Source organism: Bacillus sp. AFS001701, assembly GCF_002559405.1.
GTDB lineage: Bacteria > Bacillota > Bacilli > Bacillales > Bacillaceae_G > Gottfriedia.
This window is the reverse complement of the sequence record NZ_NTZO01000681.1, coordinates 1-588: the sequence shown is the minus strand read 5'-3', so window position 1 is coordinate 588 and position 588 is coordinate 1. Positions and strand designations below refer to the sequence as shown.

At 31.8% G+C, this 588-nt stretch carries 1 protein-coding gene; it reads left to right on the top strand.

Annotated elements, in window-relative coordinates:
- Positions 1-119 precede the first annotated feature (119 nt).
- On the top strand, positions 120-455 hold the full coding sequence (locus CN514_RS24585; RefSeq protein WP_098234807.1) for a L,D-transpeptidase: 336 nt from the start codon (positions 120-122) through the stop codon (positions 453-455).
- Positions 456-588 lie beyond the last annotated feature (133 nt).

Genomic DNA, 588 nt, shown 5'->3' with positions numbered 1-588 from the left:
TAAGGAAATAGTAGAAAAGTAATGGAAACTTACTATTTTTTCTATTTAAATTACATATTCTTGTATTTAACAACTATTAAACTTTCTTCATACTATGGTTAAAAACTGGAGCTGATAAAATGACTAATTGGATCTACATTTCTACATCAAACCGCCAACTAAAACTTTTCGACGGCAACAATCTGCTTAAAACTTACCCAATCGGTGTTGGAAAAATGCTTACACCTACTCCTACAGGAACCTATACAATTATTAATAAAGATCCAAATCCTGGTGGACCTTTTGGAGTACTATGGATGGGACTATCAGCTCCACATTACGGAATTCATGGAACTGATAATCCATCAACAATTGGTCACTTTGTTTCACATGGTTGTATTCGAATGTACAATAAGGATGTTCTTGAGTTATCATCAATGGTTCCAATTGGTACAGGTGTTGTTATCCATCAATAAATGTAAAAGCTACAAGATGGATTTCCATAGATTAATAGGTACTTCTATGTAAATAAATATACATTCACATAATGCTGCCTAATGTCTTGTATGTTATCACTAATAAAAAAATTAAAACCCTTACTTTACTGTA

Bases quoted from the DNA above. Each gene is read 5' to 3' on its own strand.
- CN514_RS24585 (WP_098234807.1), top strand. From the start codon at position 120: ATGACTAATTGGATCTACATTTCTACATCAAACCGCCAACTAAAACTT.